The 3,283-nt window shown below is 73.3% G+C and carries 1 protein-coding gene; it reads right to left on the bottom strand.

Translation table 11 applies throughout. The annotated features are described in order from the left end of the window. Nucleotides 1–101 precede the first annotated feature (101 nt). Nucleotides 102–3,283, bottom strand: a 3,182-nt coding sequence (locus WDZ95_RS22195; RefSeq protein ID WP_425781693.1) for an RHS repeat-associated core domain-containing protein, incomplete at its 5' end; no start/stop codon positions are given.

Genomic DNA, 3,283 nt, shown 5'->3' with positions numbered 1-3,283 from the left:
ACCAGCCGTACCCGTGTTGCAACCCACGCTGCAGAAGCACAGGGACATCAGCGCCAGCCACCGGCGGCGCGCCACTTGATCGTCGTTCAAAGGGTCCATCGTCACTCCACTTTCAGGTTCAGGCCGTAGCCGTTGCGGTTCAACCAGTCGAGGTAGCGCTGCATGTCCACCGTGCCGGTCACGAAGCGCTGCCGTTGCGGGTCGTCGGGCGGCAGGTAGTCGACGAAGGCCGCGGTGTCGGCCCAGCTCATGCCCGAGACGAAGGCCATCTGGCGCTGGGTGGCGCGATCACCGCCGCCGTAGCGCACCGGCCGGTCCTCGGCACCCGGATCGGGTGCGCCGGTCAGGATGCTGTTGCTGCGGTCGTGAACGACGGGGTTCGCAACGATGTGGTGGAGCGATTCGGGCTCGTTCATGCGAACGCCCGCCGCTTTGGCCTGTTCGACCATCCACACCAGCGCCACTTGCGAAAGCTGGTTCTCGCTCTCCGCGAAACCCCCGCCGATGTCGGCGTGCGCGCCCACAAAGCCCCGCTCGATGCGCGTGCGCCCTGCCTCCGGCTCGGGGCCGTTCGCCGCCTGGGCAATCGATTCCAGTGGGAACGCGCCCACCGACCCGTAGGGATGCAGGGTGTTGCCCCGGTACTCGTTCAGGGCCACGGCCTGGGCCACGTGGGTGAAGGCGTCGGGGATCGCGAGCCGGTAGTCGCGGCCGGCGTTCGTGCTGAGCACCGTGTCGAACAGGCCCATGAAGCGCAGGTCCACGCGCTGGCAGCGGGCCTGCGGCGCGCCGTCGCTGCCGATCGCGGTGTAGTGGTAGACGCCGTCGCGCGTCGCGGCCACGACCTGGTTCGCGAAGTCGCGCGCCTCGGACGCACCGCGGCTGAAGCCGACGATATCGACCGCCATCGCGGCGTCGTCGTCGAGCGCGAGATCGGCCTCGTCGTTGAAGTACCGCAGCATGCGGTCGATGCGCGCCACGCCCGAATGGTTGAGGGCGTTGTCCAGCCAGGGCGGCACGATGTCGCCGTAGTACGGGTCGCGATGCAGCGTGCCCACGCCACTGACGTAGCGGCGGTCGCCATCGCCGTACAGCTGCCTGAACCGCCACACATTCGATACCGACCCCCCGCGCGAGCGCAGCCATTCCTCGTCGTTGGTGTTGTCCGTGCCATCGAAGGCGAACAGCACCAGCCCGAGCGGGTCCACGTGGCCCAGCGGGTTGTTGCCCACGTAGGCGTAGGCGTTGAGCCCGCCCGCCAGGCCCAGGGGGTCGGGGCTCAGGTAGCGCCCGGCCTGCGGGTCGTAGATACGCTGGTCGTTGGCGTGCAGGCCGGTGGCCTCGTCTTCCCATTGCCCGGGCAGGCGCAGGTCGAGCCGGAAGCCGCCGCGCGACAGGCTCCACGGTGCGGGCAGGCGCTGGCCGAAGGGCGTGTACACCGCGGTCCACAGCGCCGCACCGCGCTCGTCGGTGGCCGCGACGGGCGCGCCCAGGTGGTTGGCGTGCACGTAGCGGATCGCCGGCCGGGCGCCGCTCACCCCCTGCCAGGCCAGCGCCGCGGCGCGGCCCAGCGCCTGCCACACGCCCTCGGCCGGCGCGCGCAGCGGCACGGGCCGGGGCGGGTCGATCACCGCGAGCAGCTGCTCGCCCAGCCACACGTACTGCCGCGTGATGCGGCCTTGTGCATCGAGGTCGGCGATGCGGTGGCGCGCGTCGTCGTGCAGGTGGTGTTGCGAGCGCCGGCCCTGCTCGGCCACGCGCAGTCCGCGGTGGTCGTGGCGGTAGCGCGTGGTCTCGCCCGCCTGCGTGACGCCGGTCAGCCGGCCCAGGCCGTCCCAGGCGTATTGCCGTGTGCCATCGCGCAGCACCCGCCCCGCGCCATCGCGTGGCAGGTCGCGGCGCGGGTCGCGCTCGGTGGGCGCCGCACCGCCGCCGGGCCCGGGCTGCTGGGCGAGCAGCCGATCGCCCAGGCTGTCGTGGTGGTAACGCCAGGTGGTGGCGGGGGCGTCGGGCCCGGCGTTTCGCACCGCCTGCAGCAATTGGTCCTGCGGGCCGTAGGCGAGCGCCAGTTGCGCCACGCCGGCCCCGAGGCCGCTCGCGTCGTCGCGGCGCAGCAGCACATTGCCCGCGGCATCGAAGCGCAGGCGGCTGTCCCACAACCCGCGGTGCTCGCGCGGGTCGGGCGCGGTGTGCGGCGCGCCCGTGTACGCCACGCGCGCCAGCACGCCCTGTCGGCTGCGCTGCCAATCGCCTTCGATGCCGTTGCCGTAGGCGATGTGCGTGAGACCGATGAGGTCGCGCCGCAGGTCGCGCGCCAGGGTCACGCGGCCCGCGCCAAACGGCGCCCAGGGCCCGGCCTGCCAATGCAGCGCCACGATCTGGCCCTGGCCGTTGCGCTCGAACTGCAGCTCGCTGCCGTCGGGCAGGCTTTGCGCGGCCAGCAGGCCCTGGCCGTCGCGGCGGTAGCGGGTGGTGCTGTGCACCCAGCGGCCGTCGTTGAGCCGCAGCGACACGGCCTTCTCGACCACGCGGCCCTCGGGGTCGCGCGTGTAGTGCTCGGTCTGCTCAGGTCCTTCTACGGCCGCGAGCGCGCCGCCCTGGTAGCGGTAGTGCACGGTCTGCGCGGGCGTGTTCGCGCTGCCCGCGGGCGGCGTCACGCGGCGCTGCACGAGGCGTCCCGCCGTGTCGCGCTCGAGCGTGATCCGGCTGCCATCGGCGGGCAGCACGCCCACCAGGCGGTCCATGGCGTCGAAGCGGCGCAGCTCGCGGCCGCTGTCGGGGTGCTCCACCGCGACCTCGCGGCCGAAGTCGTCCCACCAGCGCCGGTGCGTCACGCGCCGCAGCACGCGCCGGCCGTCGTGGGCCTCGGCGCCGAGCGTGTGCCAGCGGCCCTGCGCGTCGAGGGCGTGGTGCAGGGTCAGCGGCTGATGGGTATTGGCCGCCTGCACCACGCGCACGGCGGCGGCTTCGCGCTCGTAGCGGGTCCAGCGGCCCAGGGGATCGATGCTCGCCACGAGGCGCCCGTCTTCGTCGCGCACGAGATCGGTGTGCGCGCCGCTGTCGTCGCTCACGCGCCGCAGGCGGCCCTGGGCATCGCGCTCGTAGCGCTCCTGCTGGTCGATGCCGGCACCGACGACGCGCGTGGCGAGCAGATGGCCTTCGCTGTCGTAGCGTGCCTGGCGCAGGATGCCGCGCGCGTCGGCCTGCCACAGCAGCCGGCCTGCGGCGTCGAAGGCTTCGCGGATGGCGGGCGCGCCGTGGCCGGCGGCCTCGGGCGCCTGCT

It is taken from the genome of Hydrogenophaga sp. T2, assembly GCF_049843535.1.
GTDB classification, from domain to species: domain Bacteria; phylum Pseudomonadota; class Gammaproteobacteria; order Burkholderiales; family Burkholderiaceae_C; genus Hydrogenophaga; species Hydrogenophaga crocea.
This window is presented reverse-complemented; position numbering and strand designations above follow the sequence as displayed.